General features: G+C 68.1%; 18 protein-coding genes. 7 read left to right on the top strand and 11 right to left on the bottom strand.

Translation table 11 applies throughout. The annotated features are described in order from the left end of the window. Nucleotides 1-20 precede the first annotated feature (20 nt). From HNP48_RS08240 to HNP48_RS08210, 7 genes are all read right to left on the bottom strand, one after another. Entirely contained in the window at nucleotides 21-380 is a 360-nt protein-coding gene (locus tag HNP48_RS08240) for a copper-binding protein (protein WP_184856393.1), read from the bottom strand. Then, on the bottom strand, nucleotides 377-874 hold the full coding sequence (locus tag HNP48_RS08235; RefSeq protein ID WP_184856392.1) for a DUF411 domain-containing protein: 498 nt from the start codon (nucleotides 872-874) through the stop codon (nucleotides 377-379). Before HNP48_RS08235 ends, HNP48_RS08240 begins: the two co-directional genes overlap by 4 nt. A gap of 23 nt (nucleotides 875-897) precedes the next feature. Continuing rightward, a complete protein-coding gene (locus HNP48_RS08230) occupies nucleotides 898-1,422 on the bottom strand; it encodes a plastocyanin/azurin family copper-binding protein (RefSeq protein ID WP_184856391.1) in 525 nt (174 codons plus the stop codon). Between the two features lie 41 nt (nucleotides 1,423-1,463). Then, complete coding sequence (locus HNP48_RS08225) at nucleotides 1,464-2,855, bottom strand: multicopper oxidase family protein (protein WP_184856390.1); 1,392 nt, start codon at nucleotides 2,853-2,855, stop codon at nucleotides 1,464-1,466. A gap of 6 nt (nucleotides 2,856-2,861) precedes the next feature. Beyond that, on the bottom strand, nucleotides 2,862-4,316 hold the full coding sequence (locus HNP48_RS08220) for a TolC family protein (protein WP_184856389.1): 1,455 nt from the start codon (nucleotides 4,314-4,316) through the stop codon (nucleotides 2,862-2,864). Further along, complete coding sequence (locus HNP48_RS08215) at nucleotides 4,313-4,663, bottom strand: hypothetical protein (RefSeq protein WP_184856388.1); 351 nt, start codon at nucleotides 4,661-4,663, stop codon at nucleotides 4,313-4,315. The genes HNP48_RS08220 and HNP48_RS08215 overlap by 4 nt, the downstream gene beginning before the upstream one ends. A 223-nt stretch (nucleotides 4,664-4,886) precedes the next feature. Continuing rightward, nucleotides 4,887-5,321 (bottom strand): hypothetical protein, encoded by a 435-nt coding sequence (locus tag HNP48_RS08210; protein ID WP_184856387.1) that lies wholly within the window; start codon nucleotides 5,319-5,321, stop codon nucleotides 4,887-4,889. A 128-nt stretch (nucleotides 5,322-5,449) separates the two neighbouring features. Between HNP48_RS08210 and HNP48_RS08205 the strand changes: the two genes are divergently transcribed. From HNP48_RS08205 to HNP48_RS08195, 3 genes are all read left to right on the top strand, one after another. Next, the gene (locus tag HNP48_RS08205) at nucleotides 5,450-9,025 is read left to right on the top strand and encodes an EAL domain-containing protein (RefSeq protein WP_184856386.1); all 3,576 of its coding nucleotides are present in this window, start codon (nucleotides 5,450-5,452) and stop codon (nucleotides 9,023-9,025) included. 447 nt (nucleotides 9,026-9,472) lie between these two features. Beyond that, nucleotides 9,473-10,567: a hypothetical protein gene (locus tag HNP48_RS08200; RefSeq protein ID WP_184856385.1), complete on the top strand. Its 1,095-nt coding sequence runs from the start codon at nucleotides 9,473-9,475 to the stop codon at nucleotides 10,565-10,567. A gap of 97 nt (nucleotides 10,568-10,664) precedes the next feature. Beyond that, nucleotides 10,665-11,762 carry a hypothetical protein gene (locus tag HNP48_RS08195; protein WP_184856384.1) on the top strand — a complete coding sequence of 366 codons (1,098 nt, stop codon included), beginning with the start codon at nucleotides 10,665-10,667 and terminating at the stop codon, nucleotides 11,760-11,762. Nucleotides 11,763-11,765: 3 nt separating this feature from the next. Here HNP48_RS08195 and HNP48_RS08190 read toward each other — a convergent pair whose 3' ends face one another. The 3 genes from HNP48_RS08190 to HNP48_RS08180 form a co-directional block, all read right to left on the bottom strand. Further along, nucleotides 11,766-12,377: a YitT family protein gene (locus HNP48_RS08190; protein WP_184856383.1), complete on the bottom strand. Its 612-nt coding sequence runs from the start codon at nucleotides 12,375-12,377 to the stop codon at nucleotides 11,766-11,768. 153 nt (nucleotides 12,378-12,530) lie between these two features. Then, complete coding sequence (locus HNP48_RS08185; RefSeq protein WP_184856382.1) at nucleotides 12,531-13,886, bottom strand: ImmA/IrrE family metallo-endopeptidase; 1,356 nt, start codon at nucleotides 13,884-13,886, stop codon at nucleotides 12,531-12,533. Nucleotides 13,887-13,966: 80 nt separating this feature from the next. Beyond that, nucleotides 13,967-14,911 carry a LysR family transcriptional regulator gene (locus HNP48_RS08180; RefSeq protein ID WP_184856381.1) on the bottom strand — a complete coding sequence of 315 codons (945 nt, stop codon included), beginning with the start codon at nucleotides 14,909-14,911 and terminating at the stop codon, nucleotides 13,967-13,969. Nucleotides 14,912-15,044: 133 nt separating this feature from the next. On the opposite strand from HNP48_RS08180, the gene HNP48_RS08175 reads away from it, so the two are divergent. Beyond that, nucleotides 15,045-16,037 carry a tripartite tricarboxylate transporter substrate binding protein gene (locus HNP48_RS08175; RefSeq protein ID WP_184856380.1) on the top strand — a complete coding sequence of 331 codons (993 nt, stop codon included), beginning with the start codon at nucleotides 15,045-15,047 and terminating at the stop codon, nucleotides 16,035-16,037. Between the two features lie 87 nt (nucleotides 16,038-16,124). Beyond that, a complete protein-coding gene (ggt, locus tag HNP48_RS08170; RefSeq protein WP_184856379.1) occupies nucleotides 16,125-17,759 on the top strand; it encodes a gamma-glutamyltransferase in 1,635 nt (544 codons plus the stop codon). Nucleotides 17,760-17,793: 34 nt separating this feature from the next. Here the strand turns inward: ggt and HNP48_RS08165 are convergent, their stop codons facing one another. Next, nucleotides 17,794-18,594 (bottom strand): helix-turn-helix transcriptional regulator, encoded by an 801-nt coding sequence (locus tag HNP48_RS08165; protein WP_184856378.1) that lies wholly within the window; start codon nucleotides 18,592-18,594, stop codon nucleotides 17,794-17,796. 162 nt (nucleotides 18,595-18,756) lie between these two features. On the opposite strand from HNP48_RS08165, the gene HNP48_RS08160 reads away from it, so the two are divergent. Continuing rightward, nucleotides 18,757-20,418, top strand: coding sequence for an FAD-dependent oxidoreductase (locus HNP48_RS08160; protein ID WP_184856377.1), 1,662 nt, complete (start codon nucleotides 18,757-18,759; stop codon nucleotides 20,416-20,418). Continuing rightward, nucleotides 20,393-20,599 carry a DUF2783 domain-containing protein gene (locus HNP48_RS08155; RefSeq protein WP_184856376.1) on the top strand — a complete coding sequence of 69 codons (207 nt, stop codon included), beginning with the start codon at nucleotides 20,393-20,395 and terminating at the stop codon, nucleotides 20,597-20,599. The genes HNP48_RS08160 and HNP48_RS08155 overlap by 26 nt, the downstream gene beginning before the upstream one ends. Nucleotides 20,600-20,613: the final 14 nt, after the last annotated feature.

Raw genomic sequence — 20,613 nt, 5'->3', positions numbered from 1 at the left:
ATTGTAGGGACGGCGGCAGCTCAGGGCGTGGCCGGCTCGATGCGCGTCACCACGTAGGCCCCCGCCTGCTGCTCGGCGCGAAAGCGCACTTTGGCGCCCGGCTTGACCTGCGCGGCCTGGGTTGGGTCGGTGACACGGAACACCATGGTCATGGGTGGCATGTCCAGGTTGCGGATGGGGCCGTGGCGCAGCGTGACCTTGGCGCTGGCGGCGTCCCAGCGCACGACCTCGCCCTCGCTCAGGTCCGTGGTGGCCGCTGCCTGGCTGCCATGGGCTTCGCCATGGTCGTGGTCGTCGCCCGCAAAGGCGGCCGCAGCACCGAACAGGAGCGTGGCGGCGAGCAGGGTGGAGCGCAGTGGGTGGGTGATGGTGGGGTTCATGTCGATTCCTTCTTGCCGGCATTGCCGGGGTAGTTCTTGAAAACACGGGTGCTGCCGTTGCGTGCGACCAGCAGCACGGCATAGCTGTCCTTGCGGCCGCCATAGGCCGGCCCGTCCATGCCGGGCGAGCCGATGGGCATGCCGGGCACGGCCAGGCCCAGCGCGTCGGGCTTTTGCTGCAGCAGGGCGCGCACGTCGCTGGCGGGCACATGGCCTTCGACCAGGTAGCCGCCCACCAGGGCGGTGTGGCAGGAGCCCAGCTTTTGCGGCAGGCCCAGGCGCGCGCGCACGGCGTTGTTGCCGGTGTCGTGCACCTTCACGGCAAAACCGTTGGCCTGCATGTGGTCCACCCAGTCCTGGCAGCAGCCGCAGTTCGGGTCTTTCCAGACTTCCACCGGTGTGGGGGCGGCCGCGCCGGCAGCCCAAGGCAAGGCGCTGGCTGCGAGCAGGGCCAGCCAGGCGCGGCGGGTGCTGGCGGTTGGTGTGTGGGTCATGGGATGTCCTTTCTTGTCCTGGGTCAGCCCTTGCGCGGCACGACGTTGATGGTGCCCACCATGCCGGCCTGGTAGTGGCCGGGGATCAGGCAGGCAAAGTCGAAGCGGCCGGGGCGGTTGAAGGTCCACACCAGGTCGCCCTGGTTGCCGGCCTTCACATGGGCCATGTAGGGCTCGTCGTGTTCCATGCCGGGGTGCTTGAGCATCATCTCGGCATGCTGGGCCAGCGAGGCCTGGGTGCCGAGCACGATCTCGTGCAGGATCTGGCCCTTGTTCTGCACCACCAAGCGCACGGTCTCGCCTTCGCGCACCTCGATGTGGGCGGGGGCAAAGCGCATGTCGTCGCCCATGCGCAGGGTGATGGTGCGCTGCACGGCCTTGGGGTTGCCGGCAATGCCCCAGTCCTGCTGCTGGGCAGGCAGGGCTGCCTTGGCGGTGCTGCCGTGGGGGGCGTCGCCGTGGGCCCAGGCGGCACCGGTGGCGCCCAGCAGGGCGGCGCTGGCGGCCAACTGCAGGGCAAGGCGGCGGGATGTGGACAGGGTGTTCATGGTCTGCTCCAGAAAATGGGGGTCGTGAATCAATCAATGAATCAATGCTGGTGGCCGCCGCTGTGGGCGGCAGGCTTGCGTGCACTGGCGGCACCGGGCGCGGTGCCAGGCGTGGTGGTGCGCGGCGGGGCCGGCGTGGCTGCGGGCGCGCCCTGCCACTCGTAGGCCTGGGTGCCGGGCGGCTGGGCGTAGTGGCCCGGGTCGCGGTAGTCGCCCGCCGCCTGGTGGGCGCGCACCTTGAAGGTGGTGAACATGCCGCCCATCTCCAGCGGGCCATAGGGCCCGGTGCCAGCCATCATGGGGAAGGTGTTGTCGGGCAGGGGCATCTCCATGGCACCCATGTCGGCCATGCCGCGCTCGCCCATCACCATGTAGTCGGGCACGATCTTCTGGATCTTGCCCACCAGGCCCTTGTGGTCCACGCCGATCATGGTGGGCACGTCGTGCCCCATGGCGCCCATGGTGTGGTGGCTCTTGTGGCAGTGGAAGGCCCAGTCCCCGGGCTCGTCGGCGATGAACTCCACCTGCCTCATCTGGCCCACGGCCACGTCGGTGGTCACCTCGGGCCAGCGCGCGCTCTTGGGCACGGGCCCGCCATCGGTGCCCGTCACCTCGAACTCATGGCCGTGGATGTGGATGGGGTGGTTGGTCATGGTGAGGTTGCCCACGCGGATGCGCACGCGCTCGCCCTGGCGCGCCACCAGCGGGCTGATGGCCGGGAAGACCCGGCTGTTCCAGCACCAGATGTTGTGGTCCAGCATGGTGTTGACCTTGGGCGTGCGCGCGCCGGGCTCCACGTCGAAGGCGTTGAGCAAAAAGACGTAGTCGCGCTGCACCGTGGCGATGTGCGGGTGCGCGGCCTTGGGGTGGGTGATCCACAGGCCCATCATGCCCATGGCCATCTGCACCATTTCGTCGGCATGCGGGTGGTACATGAAGGTGCCGGGCCGGCGCGCCACGAACTCGTAGACAAAGGTCTTGCCCGGTGCAATGCCCGGCTGGTTGAGCCCGCCCACGCCGTCCATGCCGTTGGGCAGGCGCTGGCCGTGCCAGTGGATGGTGGTGGCCTCGGGCAGGCGGTTGGTGACGAAGATGCGCACGCGGTCGCCCTCCACCACCTCGATGGTGGGGCCCGGGCTTTGCCCGTTGTAGCCCCACATGTTGACCACGAAGCCGGGCGCGACCTCGCGCACCACGGGCTCGGCCACCAGGTGGAACTCCTTGACCCCGGCGTTCATGCGCCAGGGCGCGGTCCAGCCGTTGAGCGTGACCACGGGGTTGTAGGGCCGGCCGCTCTGCGGGTGCAGCGGCGGCGCGGTGTCGGCGCTGGCCTGCTGCACGGGCTCGGGCAGCGCGGCCAGGGCCACGCGGCTGACAGCGGTGGCAGCCATGGCCGTGGCGGCGCCTGCCGTGAAGAAATGGCGTCTTTGCATGGTGGGTCAGTGGCCTTGTGGGGTGGAGGGGGTGGCGGCGCCCGAAGCCAAGCCTTGCAGGGCCCCGGGCGAGGTGCCCGTGAGGGCCAGTTGCAGGTCGGTCTCGGCCAGCCAGAAGTCGCGCTGCGCCTCGATGGCGCCGGCCACCGACTGCGTGCTGGCGCGTGCCTCGGCCAGCAGCTCCCAGACGCTGGCGAGCATGCCGTTGTAGCGCAGCGTGGTCTCTTCGCTGATGAATTGGCGCAGCGGCACGACCTCGTCGCGCTGCTGGCGCGCCAGGTCGAGCGCGGTGCGGTAGGTGAGCCAGGCGCTGCGCACTTCGCTGCGCGCGCGCACGGCCGTGTCCTGCAGCGTGGCAGCGCTCTGCTCCACGCGCGCCTGGGCCCGCGTGCGCGCAGCACCGCCCCAGTCGAACAGGGGCAACGGCACGTCGAGCTCCCAGCCGCGTGTGGTATCGCGGTGGCCGCTTTCGCGCTCGGTGGCGGTGTTGCGCTGGTAGGCGATGCCGATGTCGCCGAACACGGCACCCGCGCGCGCCCAGCCTTGCTGGCGCGCCTCGGTGTCGAGCTCCCGGCGCGCGGTCTGCACGTCCAGGCGCTCGCGCAGCGCCGTGGCCTCGATGCCATCGGCCGGCAGGGGCGTGGCGGGCAGGGCCGGCAGCTGCGTGGGCAGGGTGAACTGCTGCGCCTCTGGCCCCCACAGCCCCATGCTGCGCGCCAGCTGCTCGCGCGCCGTGGCGGCGGCCAGGCGGGCGCGGGCGCGCTGGGCCGTGGCCTCCTGCAGCACGGCCTGCTCGCGTGCATGCTGCAGGCGGCTGAAGTTGCCCACGCGGGCCATGCGCCGGGCCAGCTCGGCGCCGGCCTCGGCGGCCTCGACCATGCGCTCATGCGTGGCAGCCACCTGCTCGGCGGCCACGGCGCGCAGCCAGGCGCGGCGCGTGTCGGCGGCCTGGGCCACCACCTCCTGCGCGGCCTGCAGGGTGGCGACCTGCAGGCGCCCGGCCTGGCGCGCGCTGCGCCAGGGCAGGGTCACCAGGTCCAGCAGGCTGAAGGCCAGCGTGCGCTCGATCTCGCGCTCATGGGGGTTGGTGAGCCGTGCAATGGAGAACTGCGGGTTGGGCAGGGTGAGGGCCTGCACGCGATCGGCGTCGGCCAAGCCCAGCGCCGCCAGCCGGGCCTGCAGGCCGGGGTGGTTGAGCAGGGCGGTGCGCACGGCAGCGTCCTGCGTGAGTGGCTGGGCCAGCCAGCCGGTGATGGCCTGGCGTGCCTGCGCGCGTGCGGCCGGGTCGGCCGCGGGCAGGGTGGCATCGGCCACACCGGTGCGTGGCTGCGCCAGGGCCTGCACGTCGCCGCGCAGGCCGTCGGGCGAGACGCTGGCGCAGCCGGCCAACATGGAGGCCAGGGCGGCCAGGGCCAGTGCGGACCAGCGGGGCAGTTGGTGCCGTTGTGCGGTCCGCTTCATGGCTTGTGCCCCTGGTGCGCTGCGGCCGGCGTGGCTGCGGCCGGGGCCGTGCCCTGGCGCGCCTCCCAGCGCACGATGTCGGCATGGCCGCGCGGGAAGGCGCCCACGGCTTGGTGGGCGGCGCGCCAGTCGGTGGGGGCCTCATCGCTGCGCCACGGGTGCGCCGGCATGGGTGCATGGGCCAAGGGGGCCGTGGCCGCCTGGAGAGCGGCCGCCGGGGCTGCAGGGGCCGGTTCGGCAGCGGCGGGCTGCTGCGCCCCGGCCAGGGTGGGGAGAAGAAGGCAGGCCAGCCACGCCAGGGGGCGCAGCCAGAACCGGCCGGAAGCAAGAACAAAGAGGTCGCGCATGCTGCGGTCTCCTGAAGAAAAGACGGGAAGGGAGCGGCGCCGTCACCTGCGTGCGCAGGCAGGCGTGGGCGGGCCCGGAAGGGCACGGTTCAGGCGACGGGGCAGGTGCGCAAAGCGGACCCCTGCGCTACGGCAGCGGCGCGCACAAGTGGCGCCGTTGGATGCAGTGGGGGTGTGCCAGGCGCTCCTGCCCAGGCCCGAACAGGCCCGGGGAGAAGCCGCCTCAGGCGATGGGGGGCTTGATGGCCAGCGCGGCGGTGGCGCTGTCGAACGGGGTGGCGGCTGCAGGGGCGGTGCCGGCAGCCAGGCGCGGAAGGCCGGCCGGCAGGGCGGGTGGCTCCATCAGCGCGGTGTGGCAGATCTCGCAGGCCGTGCAGTTGGCATGCTGGCTGTGCGTGGCGCAGCCGGCATTGCCGGGCGCGCTGCCATCGCAGGCCTGCAGCGGAGCGTCGGCGGCTCCGTGGTCGGCATGGGCACCGGCATCGGCTGCCGCGGCATGGCTGCCATGCTGCCCGTGGTGGTCCGCCAGCGCGGTCTGCGCCACAGGGGCGGGCGCAGGGTGCTGCATGGGCCCCATGCCTGCGGCCATGGCAGTGCCTACCAGGCCCCGAAGGACCAGCACCACCATCAGCAGATAAAACAGGGGGCCGCGACGCATCCCCTAATGATACGGGCTTTGGGGCAGGAGTTCCGCAAGCGCCGGTGTCGTGCAGGGTTTACGTGCAGACCTGTCGCGCGAGGGCATCCGCGGGTACGATGTATCCAGATGTTTTCGCGAAAGGCCCCATGCGCACGCTCCGGCAGTTGGCCACGGGCTCCCTGTCCGCCAGGATCCGGCTGCTGATCCTGGTGGCGACGCTGCCTGCGCTGGTGCTGGTGGCCTTGCAGGCGCAGGCCAACCGCGAGGAGTCGGTGGCCGCCGCGCGCGAGAACGCGCTGCTGCTCACCCGCAGCATGGCCTACAGCCAGCAGCGCTTGATCGACACCACCCGCACCTTCCTGCAGCAACTGGCCATGACGCGCCGGGCGCAGCAGCTCGATGCCCCCGATTGCTCGCAGTACCTGGCCGAGGTGCTGGCACTCAATGGCAGCTATATCAACATCGGCCTGCCCCGGGCCGACGGGGACCTGCGCTGCAGCGCCGTGCCGCCCGCCACGCCGGTGAACATGACCGACCAGCCCCATTTCCTGCGCGCCATCGTGGCGCGCGAGTTCTCGGTGGGCAGCTTCCAGGTCGACCCGGCGATCGGCCTGGCCAGCGTGAGCTTCGCCCAGCCGCTGGTCGACCCCGAGACCCGTGCGGTGCTGGGCGCGGCCGTGGCCGTGGTGTCGCTGGACTGGTGGAGCCGGCGCCTGCACGACCTGGGCCTGCCCGACGGCGCCGTGGCGCGCGTGCTCGGCCCCGATGGCCGGGTGATCGCGCGCTTTCCGCCCGACCCGCGGGAGCTGGGCATGCAGAGCGACCTGCCCTTGCCGGGCTCGGGTGCCCAGGCCCTGCAGGCGGGCGCCCACGTGCTGGAAACCGAGGGCGGTGGACGCCACATGGAGGTGGTGCGCCCCCTGCTCGAAGCGCAGGGCCGGCCCGTGGCCAGCATGCGCCTGTCGGTGCCGCTCGATGCGCTGCACGCGCGCATCACGCAGCAGATGTGGCGCGACATCGGCTTTCTGCTGCTGGGCCTGCTGGCCTCGTTCGTGCTGGCGCACGAAGGCGTGCGCCGCGGCGTGGGCAAGCCCCTGGCCCGGCTGCTGCGCGCCACCGACCAGCTCGCCCAGGGCCAGCAGGTGGTGCCGGTGCCCGAGACCGGGGCGCGCGAGCTGGCCCAGCTGGCGCAGCGCTTCAACCACATGGCGCAGGCGCGCCAGCAGGCCGAGGGCGAGCTGCGCCAGAGCGAGGAGAACCTGGCCATCACCCTGCACTCCATCGGCGATGCGGTGGTGGTCACCGACGCCGCGGGCCATGTGGTGCGCATGAACGGCGTGGCCGAGCAGATGACCGGCTGGTCGCTGCGCGAGGCGCGGGAGCGTCCCCTCACGGAGATCTTTCGCATCGTCAACGCGCGCACCCGCGAGCCGTCGAAAGACCCTGTGCAGCTGGTCATGGCCAGCGGCCGGGTGGTGGAGCTGTCCAACCACACCACCTTGATCGCCCGCAGCGGCACCGAGTACCAGATCGCCGACAGCGCCGCGCCCATCCGCAATGCCGCGGGTGCCATCACCGGCGTGGTGCTGGTGTTCAGCGATGTCACCGAGTCCTACCGTGTGCGCCGCCAGCTCGAGGACAACGAGGCGCGCTTTCGCACCCTCACCATGCTGTCGTCCGACTGGTACTGGGAGCAGAACGCCGAGCTGCGCTTCGTGACGCTCGAAGGCGAGGCCGCCAAGCGCACCCTGCCGGGGCCCCAGTGGCATGTGGGCAAGACCCGCCACGAGGTGGCCACCGACGATGGCGGCGCCGTGGCGGCGCTGGAGGGCCAGGCGGTGGACTGGGCGCAGCACGAGCAGACCCTGCGCGAGCACCGCGAGTTCCGCGACTTCGAGTACCCGCGCCAGTCCACGGCCGGCGCGGTGGAGTGGGTCTCCGTCAGCGGTTCGCCCATGTTCGACGCGGACGGCGTCTTCCTGGGCTACCGCGGCATCGGCAACAACATCACCGCGCGCAAGACCGCCGAGCGCGAGCTGCGCATCGCCGCCATCGCCTTCGAGTCGCAGGAGGGCATGCTGGTCACCGACGCCGACACCGTGATCCTGCGCACCAACCGCGCCTTCACCAAGATCACCGGCTACGACAGTGCCGACGCCGTGGGCCGGCGCGCCGGGTTTCTCGCCTCGGGCCAGCACGACGAGGCTTTCTTCACCGGCATGCGCAGGACGCTGGACGGCGTGGGCGAGTGGAGCGGCGAGATCTGGAACCGCTGCAAGGACGGGCAGGTGAACCTGCACCAGATGAGCATCACGGCGGTCAAGGATGCCGAGGGCCGGCTCACGCACTACGTGGCTTCGCTGAGCGACATCACCCAGAAGGCCGCCGCCGCCCGCGAGATCGAGCACCTGGCCTTCTACGACCCGCTCACCCACCTGCCCAACCGCCGCCTGATGATGGACCGGCTGCAGCAGGCCTTCGCCAGCAGCGCCCGCTCAGGCCAGTACGGTGCGCTGCTGTGCCTGGACCTGGACCACTTCAAAAACCTCAACGACACCCTGGGCCACGACATGGGCGACGTGCTGCTGCAGCAGGTGGCCCAGCGCCTGAAGGCCTGCGTGCGCGAGGGCGATACCGTGGCCCGCCTGGGCGGCGACGAGTTCCTGCTGCTGCTCAAGGGCATGAGCAGCGAGCCCACCGAGGCGGCCGAGCACACCCAGCACGTGGGCAACAAGGTGCTGGCCGCGCTCAACCAGCCCTACCAGCTGGCCCTGCACAACGTGCACAGCACGCCCAGCATCGGTGCCGTGCTGTTCACCGGGCAGGCGCAGTCGGTGGACGAGCTCATGAAGCGCGCCGACCTGGCCATGTATGCCGCCAAGACCGCCGGGCGCAACGCCGTGCGCTTCTTCGACCCGCGCATGCAGGCCGCCGTGACGGCCCGCGCCGCGATGGAGAACGACCTGCGCAAGGCCCTGGCTGAAGACCAGTTCCGCCTGTACTACCAGGTGCAGGTGGGGCAGGGCGGGCAGGCCATCGGGGCCGAGGTGCTGATCCGCTGGCAGCACCCCGAGCGCGGCCTGGTCATGCCGGGCGAGTTCATTCCCCTGGCCGAAGAGACCGGGCAGATTCTTGCCATCGGCCTGTGGGTGCTGCGCACCGCCTGCCTGCAGCTGCGCCATTGGGAAGACGACCCCGCGCGCGCCCACCTGCAACTGGCTGTGAACGTGAGCGCGCGCCAGTTCCGCCAGGGCGACTTCGTGGACCAGGTGTTTGCCGTGCTGAACGAAACCGGCGCCCGCGCCGACCGGCTCAAGCTGGAGCTCACCGAGAGCATGGCGCTGGACAACGTACAGCAGACCATCACCAAGATGAACGCGCTGCGTGCGCTGGGCGTGGGCTTCTCGATGGACGACTTCGGCACCGGGCAGTCCTCGCTGTCCTACCTCACGCGGCTGCCGCTGGACCAGCTCAAGATCGACCAGAGCTTCGTGCGCAACATCGGCATCCAGGAGACCGATGCGCTCATCGTGCAGACCATCATCGGCATGGCGCAGAGCCTGGGCATCGACGTCATCGCCGAAGGGGTGGAGACCACGGCGCAGCGCGAGTTCCTGGCGCAGCACGGCTGCAGCCTGTGGCAGGGCTATCTGTTCAGCCGGCCCGTGCCGCTGGAGAACTTCGAGCAGCTGATGGCGCAGCGCTATGCGGCCAATGGGTAGGGGTGGTCAATGCCCCCGGCCGGCCTGGCCAGGCACGGCCCCGCGGTGCACCGCTGCTGGCCGGCGTGCTGCGCGGCGGGCGTGGCCAGGTACTCGCCCACAGTGATGCGTTAGCCGCCCGAGAGGTTTTTGGCAATCGCCTGAACGGTGTAGGCCGGCCCAGCAGCAGCGATGCCAGCGTGTACCGCGCCTGCGTGAGCTGCAAGTTGTCGCGCGTGGCGAAGCCGTAGCGCGAGGGAATCTTGAAGGCCATGATGACCACGCTCATGGAGCAATGTTTTGCTTTTTCTGCCGCCGGGCCGCTGCGCTTGTGGCAGATTGGCCGCGACGGGCAATCCTGGCCTTGCCGGACCGGCGCCCCTGCGTCACGATGGACCGTGGTCGGCGGAACCCACGCCCCGCCAGGGCGGTATCGCCACCGTGTCACTTTCGAGCCACTGGAGTTCCATGCTGTTTCGCAGAGCTTTTGCCTCCCTGGTATTCCTTCTGGCGCTGGCACCCCTGGCGGGCGCCGACGCAGGGGAGATCACCCCCTACGAGTACGAGCGCATCCGTGACCGGATCAAGCAGGGCGGTTCTGCGCCGGTATCGGTGTGGTTGCTCGATCCCTTCAGCATTCCGGACGCCACTGCCCGGGCGGCAGAGCTGCAGGCACGGGTCCAGAGAATGGTGGCCGAACTGGGCAGCGAGGTACTGCCCGGTGGCCGGCACATCAATGGGCTGGGCGGCCTCATGATGTGGGTGACGGAGCCAGGTCTGGAGATACTGCGCACCAGCCGCCTGGCCATGAACGTGAACTACTACACCGAATGGCGCTACCACACCCTGATGCCGCAATCGGACGGCCATTTCGACGAACTGGACCGCCGCCTGCGGGCGGCCCCGGACGGGAAGGTGGACGTGGAGGTCACACTGGAGGTGGCTGGCGGCGAGTTCGACATCGACCGAGATACCGGGGAAGCGTTTCTCGTGCTCAAGACGCCCGAACAGCACCAGGCAGCGATCGACGCAGCGCTGCTGCTGCTCACCCGCCTGGGCGTGCCGCTGTCGTCCGGGCTGCCAGCCAGCACGGTGGGCGGCGTCATCACCGTGCTCGATGTGTCGGGTGTGACCCGCAACGGCACCCTGCTGCTGCGCACCAACGAGCGCGGGCTGGCCGAGCTCGCCTGGAACGATTGGGCCGTTGCGATGAAGGCCGCAGGGTATGCGGCCCGAACCAGTGTTGCGGTTGGCTCGCAGCCGTACGGATCCCTGCCTGCCCTGGGTCCAGGGCAGTTCCGCGCCGTGGTCAGCCTTCCGTACCCGTTCATCAACTGGCGAGGCCTGGCGTATGCCACCCGCGTTGCCGTGAACCGGCGTCTGCTGGAAGATGCGCTCAGGCCCTATGCCTTCCTGGGCACGCCGCAATGGTCGGCGGACTTCCGCAGTGCCACCGTCGTGCTGTCCGACGCCGAGCTGGAACGGCTGGTGCAGACCCGCGATCTGCGGCTGGGCTACGTTGTCATCGAGAAGCCGACCAACAGGCCCACGGCATCACCCTGACCCCATGTCCATGCACCGCGCCGGGCGGCAGCCTATGCGGCCTGCACGTTCCAGGTGTGGCGTCGCCATCCTGTCACTTTCGAGCCACTGGAGTTCCATGCTGTTTCGCAGAGCTTTCGCCACCCTGGCGTTGTCGTTGTCGCTGGCAGGGATCTTCCTGCCGGTGGGCCAGGCGGCAGAGATCCACCCTTCCGAGTACGAGCGGATCCGCGACCGGATCAAGCAGAGCGGCTCGGCGCCGGTCTCGGTGTTGCTGCTCAACGCCCTTTCCATCCCCGATGCCGATGCCCGGGCGGCCGAACTGCAGGTACGTGTCGACCGCCTGCTGACCGAATTGGGGAGTGAGGCACTGCCCGGTGGCCGGCTGGTGAACAGCCTGGGCATCCTCACCGTGTGGGTGACGGAGCCGGGCCTGGAGATCGTGCGCAACAGCACCGTGGCCTCGCGCGCGCTATTCCTCAACGAGTGGCGCCATGGGAGCCTGCTGCCGCAGTCGGATGGCCACCTCGACGAACTGGACCGCCGGCTGAAGGCGAGTGCCAGCGGGTGGGTGGACGTGGAGGCCACGCTCGCCGTGCCGGGGGCCGAATTCGACATCGATCGCCATACCGGGGAGGGTTCTGTCGTGCTGATATCGCCGGCGCAGCACAGCGCGGCGGTGGACGCTGCGATGCTGTTGTTCAGGCGCCTGGGCGTGCCCACCTCGTCGGGCCTGCCGGCCAGCACGGCAGGCGGCGTCATCACCGTGCTCGACGTATCGGGCGTGACCCGCAATGGCACCGTGCTGCTGCGCACCAACGAGCGCGGGCTGGCGGAGCTGGCCTGGAACAACTGGGCCATCGCGCTGAAGGCCCCCGGGTACAGGCCCATGCTCGCGCCGCTGGTGCTCCCGCAGGGCTATGCGACCCAGCCCGAGCCCGGTGCCGGGCAGTCGCGGGCGGTTGTGTTCCTGAAAACCCCGGTGGAAGATTGGGGCGTCGCGCTGGCAACCCGCAAGTCCACCTACCGGCGCGTGCTGGAGGATGTGCTCGCGCCCTATGCGGTGAGCGGAACGCCGCAGTGGGAGGAGTCCTTCGGCCGGGCCACCGTGGTGCTGCCGGATGCCGAACTGGAGCGCCTGGCCCAGGCTCGCGATCTGCGCGTGAAGTACGTGGTCATCGAAAAGCCGATCAACAAGCCCACAGCCCCGCGCTGAGGGTCACGTCCCCATGTACCGCCCCGGCCGGTGGTTCATGGCCAGCACCAGGTTGAGCGCCACCGCGCCCGCAATCGACCACAGCACGCGCAGCGGCTCCACCGTGAACAGCGCCAGCAGCACAATGCAGCAGTCCACCGCCATCTGGATCTTGCCCGCGCGCCAGCCATAGCGGTCCTGCAGGTACAGCGCGGCAATGCCCACGCCGCCCAGGCTGCAGCGGTGGCGAAACAGCACCAGAAAGCCCGCGCCCGTGATGGTGCCGCCCGCAATCGCCGCATACAGCGGCTGCAGCTGCGCGAACTGCAAAAAGTGCGACTGCAGCTCCGTCAGCCCCGACAGCAGCAGCACCGCAATGAAGGTCTTGACGGTGAACGCCCGCCCCAGCTTGCGCAGCGCCAGCCAGTAGAACGGCAGGTTGAGCACGAAGAACAGCTTGCCAAAGCCAATGCCCGTGGCGTAGTGCGCCAGAAACGCCAGCCCCGCCGTGCCGCCCGTGAGCAGCCCGGCACTGGTGAAGAAGGCCACGCCCACGGAGATCAGGAGGACGCCGTTGAAGATGGCGACGGCGTCTTCGGTGGGGGTGTGGGGGGCGGTTGCGGCGGGGCTAGTCATGGCGAGGGTGAAGGAGGGGAGGGGCGTGGATTGGAACATGCAAGCTCCGTAGCCGCCTTGCCGTGTGTCAATGACGGGCCCTGAATGAGGTTCAGGTGCGTTTGAGCCCTACATGCGCTGAAAACCACACGCTGACTGCCAAAGAGCTTCACCTCACTCGACCTCCTTTCCTAGCCATGGAAGCCCCTCTTCTGACTCAATAAGTCGCGCTACGTTGGAGAACGAATTTCTATCATCGCGCAGTAGTCCCAATTCTTCCGCTCGGAACGTCACAGCCATGCGAGAGGTTCCATAGATTCGCATGAGGGCAGTAGTCACAATTAAATAATTTTTAATATTGCAATCCTGAGCGTCAACAAAGAGAGGGCCAAAGCCTTTGTCATGTAAATTCAAATGTCGCAGGATTTTCATGAAATGTTCAAAAAAGCTCTGACGAGGCATTAATAAACATGCTGCAAAATAGTTGGCTTGATATTCCATTCGAAAAATATCTGATTCGCCATGCTGCAGTGATTTTTGAGGCTTGAAATCTGCTTCTTCCGTATACTCGCTACGCAGGAATCGTCCATGCCCCAGCAGAAGATGTGCTAGCTCGTGAGCAAAAGTAAATCGATCGCGCCCAATATTATTATCGGCATAGATAAAAAGTTCAATTACAAGGGGTTTGAATTCTATTCTTCCTAAAGGCGCTCCGGCGCTGGTCGTTGAATCTATTTTTGTATGCTTTATCTTCAGGTTGGTCATCGCCGGATGATTGCGACTGATTTCCTGAAGATCGACGTATCCCTGTTTGTATTCTATGCATTCAAGAGCCGCTGTCGCTTGCTGCTCCAACTCGTTCTTGCTCAGAAACGGAACCAGGCAAGGTAGTTGCTCGATAGCTACCCGGAAATCTGCTGATGGCTCCTCTGTATTGAAGTCTTTGCACAAATCCTCGAAAAATTCATCAATTGAGTTTGTATACCTTTTTGCTGTTTGTAGATGGAAATCAAAAATGCTGATTTTTTTATCTTCTTGAGTTAACGAAGAAATGATGCTGGAGCTGTTGCTTGAAATTTTCCCTTGAAGGCTGTACGAGTTTGACCGATCAAGCTGCCATTTTAGATTTTCAGGTCCGTAGTATCGGGCAATGCCCATTCCTTTTGACTTTGCAAAGGCTAATCCACCCGATTGAATAGAGTTTGATGATATTAGTATTGCTTTGGAGTTTGCAGCGCCAACTTGTTGAACCTTGGCGAAAAACTCTTCTACATCGTTAACTGGTACCGGGTGGCCGTAGTTTTTGCACTCGATAAGAAAAAGAAATGAGTAATTGCTCGCCTCGGAAAGATAGGCCTCGACGGAAACGTCAAAAATTATTTCCGCCTCTCGATCTCTTGAATAGTACCCCTTTTTTTGAAAAATTTTGCAGGATTTCATCCCTCCAAAAAAATTTCCACTTTCAATAAGGTTGTGAAAATAACTAAAAATCGAATCCTCTAGTGCATTGCCTTTGATCGTCGAATTCATGGGACATAGCTTATCTCAGCGCGGTAAAAAAAGCTCGACTTTACGAGTGAAATTTGCTTTCACCGGCCTAAGTGACGGTGTCACGGTCTTTGAGTGCTCTGCCCCACCACCTCCGCAATATGCTCCACAAACAGCTTCACCGCCTCCGCCGTGTTGTCCTTCGCCCAGATCACCCCCACGGGCCCGAAGCGGATGGTCCGGTCCAGCGGCAGGATGCGCATATTGCCCAGCGCCACCTGGTACTGGGCCATGGCCTCGGAGCACACGCCGATGTAGTCGCCCTGGTGCACCAGGGCCTGCAGGGTGGTGATGGCGGGGGTTTCCACCTTGGGGCGCAGCCACGAGGCGCCGGCGTCGAGCAGGGCGGCGTCGAGCTGTGAGCGGGTGAGGGTGCCCGGGGGCGGCATGATCCAGTTGTCCTGCACCAGGTCGATCAAACGGATGGGGCCCTGGGCGTTCCAGTGGCGGCTGGCGCGGCCCACCACCAGGCAGACGTTGTCGTCGAACAGCTCGCGGTGTTCCAGCCCGTCCTTGTAGGCGCGGGCGTCGAGCGAGCAGACCACCAGGTCCAGCTGCTTGTTGTCGATGCCCTCCAGCAGCTGGGTGAGCGGGCTTTCCGACACCGTGACCGAGATGTACGGGTACATCGCCTGGAACTCCACCAGCGCCTGCGGTATGCCGCGCGCCACGCCGGCCCACACGCTGCCGATGTGCAGGCGCGCGGTGCGCCCCTGGGCCAGGGCGCCCAGTTCGGCCTGGGTGCGGGTGATGTCGCCCAGCACGCTGATGGCCAGGCGCTTCATGATGATGCCGGCCGGCGTGAGCTGCACGCGCCGCCCGCGCGTGACCAGGGGCGTGCCCACCAGCTCTTCCAGGTCGGCCAGCCAGTGCGACATGGCCGACTGCGTCATGTGCAGGCGGGCGGCGGCTTCGGTCAGGGTGCCGGCTTCGTCCAGCACCATGAAGGATTCCAGATGTTTGACCTTGAGCCGGCGCGCCCAGGCCACTTGGTCGTATGCAGTCATGAGTGAATGCTAATGGATCCATCGTGCGAATTCACTGGTCCCCAGGGCGAGGGCGCCGAATAATCGTTGGCATGCAGCCGGTTTTTTCATGCGGCTGCCACATTCCCGCCGCTTACCCTGGAGATCTGCCGATATGAAGAAATCTTTCTGCCTCGCCGCCAAGGCCGTGGCGCTCGCCCTGTCGTCGCTGGCCGCGGTGACTGCCGTGCACGCGCAGGACGCCAGCAACTACCCCAACCGCCCGATCCGCCTGGTGGTCTCGCAGCAGGCGGGCGGCAGCTCCGACACCGTGGCGCGCCTGTGGGCCGAGCATGCGGGCAAGGCCATCAATGCCACCATCACGGTGGAGAACAAGCCCGGCGCGGGCGGCATCATCGCTGCGCAGCAGGTGCTGGGCCAGCCGGCCGACGGCTACACGCTGATGTTCGGCGGCGTCTCGCAGATGGTGCTCAACAAGTTCGTCTACAAGCCGCTGCCCTACGACCCCGAGAAGGACTTCGTGGGCGTGGGCATGCTCAGCACCGTGCCCTTCATCCTGGTGGCCAACCCGGCCTCGGGCTTCAAGTCGCTCGACGACCTGGTCAAGTACGCCAAGGCCAACCCGGGCAAGCTCAACTTCGCGTCCTCGGGCCTGGGCAATTCCACCCAGCTCGCGGTGGAGCTGCTGCAGAAGAAGCTCGACATCACCATGGTGCACGTGCCCTTCAAGGGCGAGCCCGACGGGCTCATGGCCACCATCGGCGGCCAGACGCAGGTGATGGCGCCCGTGGGCGGCTCGGCGCTGCCGCACATCAAGAACGGCAAGGTCGTGCCCCTGGTGGTGCTGGCCCCCTCGCGCCTGGCCGATCTGCCCGACGTGCCGGCCGCCAACGAGCTGGGCGTGAAGGACTTCGACACCATGGGCTGGAGCGGCATCGTCGCCAAGGCCGGCACGCCGCCCGCCATCATCGCCAAGCTGCACGAAGGCACGCGCGCCTTCCACGCCAGCGCCGAGGTGCAGGCCAAGCTCAAGGGCATGAACGCGATTGCCATGCCCGGCCCGGCCAGCCAGCTGATGGAGGTGACGCGCCGCGACACCAAGGCCTGGGGGCCCACGCTCGAAGCGCTGAACCTGAATCCCAAGTGACCCCGCCCCTGCATTGATCCCCTGCGCCCGCTGCCTCTGGTGGCCGGCGCTTTGTGTTTTCTCCCCTTTCTTTTTCTGAGTCTCTCCATGAAAAAACAAGCAATGGTGTCCTGCCCGCAGCCCGAGGCGGCGGAGTCCGGCATCGAGGTCCTGCGCGCGGGCGGCAATGCGGTGGACGCAGCCGTGGCCGTGGCCTTGTCGCAGACCGTGGTGGATCCGCTGATGTGCGGCATCGCGGGCTTCGGCACGGCAGCCGTCTACCTGCCGGGCAAAACGGGTACGGCGGCTCATGAGTACTTCGACTTCCACGCACCCGCGCCGCTGGCCGCGCGCGAGGACATGTGGGCCGCGCTGCTCGAAGGCGAAACCAAGGACGGCTTCGGCTTCATCCTCAAAGGCCGGGTCAACGACATCGGTGCGCAGTCCATCGCCACCCCGGCCACCCTCAAGGGCCTGGCCGCCATGCACGCCGCTCACGGCCGCCTGCCGTGGAAAGAGGTGGTGGCGCCCGCCATCGCCTGGGCGCGCAACGGCTACTTCGTGCGGCCCGGCATGTACTCGTTCTGGATCGACCAGACCCTGGCCGGCCGCGCCAGCAACATGGACCGCCTGCACTTCAGCGACGAGGGCCGCGCCCTCTACTGCCGCCCCGACGGCAGCGCCAAGCCCATCGGCACGCCCATCGTCAACGAGAACTTCGCGCGCGTGCTCGACCAGGTGGCCCAGGAGGGCATCGCCCCCTTCTATGAGGGAGAACTGGCCCGCCGCATGGTGGAGCACGTGCAATCGCTGGGTGGGCTGCTCGGCATGGACGACCTGAAGAACTACCAGGTGCGCCGCACCCAGCCCCTGGTGGGCCGCTACCGCGACCGGGTGGTGACGACCAACCAGCCGCCGGGCGGCGGCGCCATGCTGCTGCAGATGCTCACCATCCTTGAAGAGTTCGACCTGGCGGGCATGGAGCACAACGGCCCCGAGTACCTGCGCACCCTGAGCGAGGTGATGAAAAAAGCCACCACCGACAAGGACCGCCACATCGGCGACCCGGCCTTCGTCGAGGTGCCGCTGGACCAGCTTCTTTCGAAGGAGAAAGCGGCCCGTGTGGCCGCCGACATCCGCGCCGGCAAGCGCCACAGCGTGGAGCGGGTGAACCAGGGCGCGCCCGTGCCCAAGGACACCACCCACATCAGCGTGGTGGACGGGGAGGGCGGCTGCGTCTCCCTGACCCATTCGCTGGCCATGCCCTCGGGCGTGATCACGCCGGGGATGGGCTTCTTCTACAACGGTGCCATGGGCGTGTTCGACCCGCGCCCCGGCCGTGCCGGCAGCATCCAGCCGGGCAAGAGCCGTTTCACTTCGTCGTGCCCCAGCATCGTGTTCAAGGACGGCCGACCCGAGGTGGTGCTCGGTGCCCCCGGCGGCACGCAGATCGCCATGGGCGTGCTGCAGGTGCTGCTCAACCTCATCGACCACCGCATGGGCATGCAGGAGGCCGTGTCGGCCCCGCGCTTTTCGTCCACCAGCAACTCCATCGACGTGTGCAACCGCATTCCGCGCTATGTGGCGCGCGAGCTTGAGGCCCAGGGCTACGAGGTGTTGCGCAACCCATACAACTACACCATCGGCTGGGTGCACGGCGTGCAGATCGGGGCCGACGGCACGCTGCACGGCGGGGCCGACCCGGGGCGCGACGGGGTGGCGTACGGGACGGCGGTGGCGTAGGCGGGATCAGCTGGGCCGGGCCCGGCCAAGACACTCAACTGGGCCGGGCCCGGCCCAGTGCCAGAAACTCGCGCAGGTTGGCCACGCCCAGCTTGGTGAACACGCGCTCCTTGTAGGTGACCACGGTCGCGGGTGACAAGGCCATCTGGCGGCCGATCTCCTTGGCGGTGCAGCCGTCCATCAGCAGCTCGGCCGTGGCCCGCTCGCGCGGGGACAGCGTGCCCCAGGCCGTGTGCGGCGCCTGAACACCTTGGTCCTCATCCCCGTCCTTGGGGAAGGCCAGCTCGTTGTGCCGGCAGGCCAGGCCCATGAGCGTGCTGCCGTACTGGCCCAGCAGGGTGGTGGCACGCCCCATGTCGAGCGGCACGCGTGAAAAATAGAAGTTCAGGTAGCAGCGGTGGCCGTCCTGCAGGCCCAGCAGCGACACCTTGCCCGTGAAGCCGGGCTCATCGAACAGCACGCGCCGGTATTCCGAATCGCCAATGCCCGTGGGCGACATGCCCAGCAGGCGCAGGTCGGCGCCGCCGTGCGCGGGCGCCTGGGGCGTGGTGCTGCGGCCGCCCTCGCGCACCAGCGGGTAGTTGGGGTCGCGCCGGTACAGGTGCTTGACGTAGATGTCGGTGGTGGAGTCGATCAGCGGCTGGTTGCACACGCTGGCCGCCGCCGCATGGCGGATGCGCCCCTCGGGGTCGTAGCTCAGGTGGCTGAAGTGGTCGGCGCCCAGCACCGTGTGGATGCCCTCGAGCAGCCGGGCATGAAAGCGCGGCCTGCCGATGTCCGCCACGCATTGCCCCAGCCAGGCGTCGCGCGTGGCCAGCGCGGGTGTGCAATCCATTGTCTTGTCTCCTGTGCGCTCTGTCGTCCGTCATGGGGGCGCTGGCGCTTGTTCCTGAAATGATGCCACAGACCATGGCGGCCCGCATGTCCCCTCGCGAGAGGACAGACGGCGGGCGCGTTGACTTCGAGAATTCCCCTCCAGTCAACGCCCTCCGATGCCATGCACGTCCTGCCCCGCTACCCCTTTCGCCGCCCACCTGAACTGGATGGGCTTTCTCCTTCGGATCCACGCCCAGTCGTGGTCATCGGCGGCGGGCTGACCGGCCTGGCCCTGGCGCTGGACCTGGCGCGCCGCGGCGTGCCCGTGCTGGTGCTGGACGACGACGACACCGTGGGCGTGCGCGGCCTGGCCTCGCGCGGCATGTGCTGGGCCCAGCGCACGCTGGACATCTTCGAGCGCCTGGGCGTGGCCGGCCGCATCACGGCCAAGGGCGTGGCCTGGAATGTGGCGCGCGTGCTGGCCAAGGACCAGCCCGTCACCTCCTACACGCTGCAGGACCAGCCCGACCTGCGCCACAACGGCTTTGCCAACCTGCAGCAGTACTATGTGGAGCAGTACCTGGTGGAGGCGCTGCAGGCCGAGCCGCTGGCCGAAGTGCGCTGGCTCAACAAGGTGGAGGGCCTCACACAGACCGGCCAGGGCGTGCGCCTCACCGTGGGCACCCCCGATGGGACCTATGAACTGGACGCGCAGTGGGCCGTGGCCTGCGACGGCGCGTCCAGCCCCTGCCGCGCCGCACTGGGCCTGGCGCCCGTGGTGCACGACCGCACCGAAGACCGCTGGATCATCATCGACATCATGGTGCCCGGCTGCGACTGGGCCCAGGAGCGCTGGACCTGGCTGGACGCCTCGGCCAACGGCGGGCGCGCGGTCTGGCGCCACAAGATGGCCGACGACACCTGGCGGCTCGATTTCCAGCTGCGCGAGGACGAGGACGCCGTGGCCGCCGCCACGCCCGAGGCCATGCGCCGGCGCGTGCACGCGCTGTTCGGTGACGGCCTGGTGTTCGAGATCGCCTGGTCCGGCGTCTGGGCCTACCGGCACGAATGCCTAGCCGACCTGCGCGCTGGCCGCGTGCTGTTTGCCGGCGATGCCGCCCACCTGGTCGCCCCTTTCGGCGCGCGCGGCGGCAACGGCGGCGTGCAGGACGCCGACAACCTGGCCTGGAAGCTGGCCCTGGTGCTGAACCACGGCGCCGACGAGGCGCTGCTCGGCAGCTATTCCACCGAGCGCAAGCAGGGCGCCTTCGAGAACATCCGCCAGGCGCGCCGCTCCTCGCGCTTCGTGCACCCGCAGGGCCAGGCCTCGGCCCGGCTCTGGCGCGAGGCCATCATTGCCATGGCGCCCCAACTGCCCTGGGCCGCGCGCAGCATCAACACCGGCCGGCTCTCGGCCCCGTGCCGCTACACCGGTTCGCCGCTGCTGGCCGACGGTGCCGACGCCGCAGGGGAGGGCGCAGCACTGCCCGATGTGCGCCTGGGCCCCACCAGCCTGCACCGCCTGCTGGGCCCCTGGTTCACGCTGCTGGTGTTTGCCGACCGGCTGCCGCGTGCGCTGGCCGCCGTGCAGCACCCGCTGCTCACCGTGGTGCTGCTGTCCCCGGCCTGCGACAAGCCGGCCCGTGCGGCGCTGCTGCGCCAGCTGGGGGTGGGGTCGGACAGCGGCGAGTGCTGGCTGGTGCGGCCCGACCAGCATGTCGCCACGCGCCGGGCCCACCTGCAGCCCGCGCTGGTGCCGGCCCTGCTGGCTGCCGCCCTGGCACCCGTTCCCACCGATCCACCAACCACCCCTGCCCATGACCTGCACGCAACAACAGCTTGACGACGTACTGGAGTCCCTGATCGCGCTCACCGATGCCGCCACCCCCGCCGTGCAGAGCGACCTGCTGGCCCGCCTGGTGCTGGCGCTCGCGGCCGAGGTGGACGACGCCGCGCGGCTGCAGGCCGCCATCGCCAGCGTGGCCCGCTCCGCCGGCCGCAGCCTGCAACCCACACTGCCTTGAATTCCCCTTTTGAA

The sequence above is a fragment of the Acidovorax soli genome (assembly GCF_014207955.1).
GTDB lineage: Bacteria > Pseudomonadota > Gammaproteobacteria > Burkholderiales > Burkholderiaceae_C > Acidovorax > Acidovorax soli_A.
This window is presented reverse-complemented; position numbering and strand designations above follow the sequence as displayed.